The sequence below is a fragment of the Pandoraea sp. PE-S2R-1 genome, assembly GCF_002179865.1.
In the GTDB taxonomy this organism is placed as follows: Bacteria; Pseudomonadota; Gammaproteobacteria; order Burkholderiales; family Burkholderiaceae; genus Pandoraea.
The window spans coordinates 1-349 of the sequence record NZ_NGUR01000041.1; the positions used below are offsets into that span (position 1 = coordinate 1).

Genomic DNA, 349 nt, shown 5'->3' on the forward strand with positions numbered 1-349 from the left:
TGCGGGAGTCTATTACCGCGTGCACAACCGTCTCTCGGAAGTGAAGTTGCCCGAGAACGTCGGCGATTTCCGCCTGATCGACCGACGTGTCGTAACCGCGCTCAAACGACTGCCCGAGCGCCGCCGTTTCATGAAAGGGCTGTTCGCGTGGGTTGGGTTCCACACGGAAATCGTGGAATACGTGCGCGATGCGCGCAGTGCGGGCGAATCGAAGTTCTCCGGCTGGCGACTGTGGAATTTCGCGCTCGAAGGCATTACCAGCTTCAGCACCGTGCCGCTGCGCTGCTGGACGTATATCGGCGTGACGCTCGCCCTTCTCTCGTTGGCGTACGGCAGCTACATCGTGCTG

General features: G+C 61.0%; 1 pseudogene. It reads left to right on the plus strand.

Annotated elements, in window-relative coordinates:
* Positions 1–349 (plus strand): annotated as a pseudogene (locus tag CDV44_RS26940) (glycosyltransferase); the annotation flags it as partial.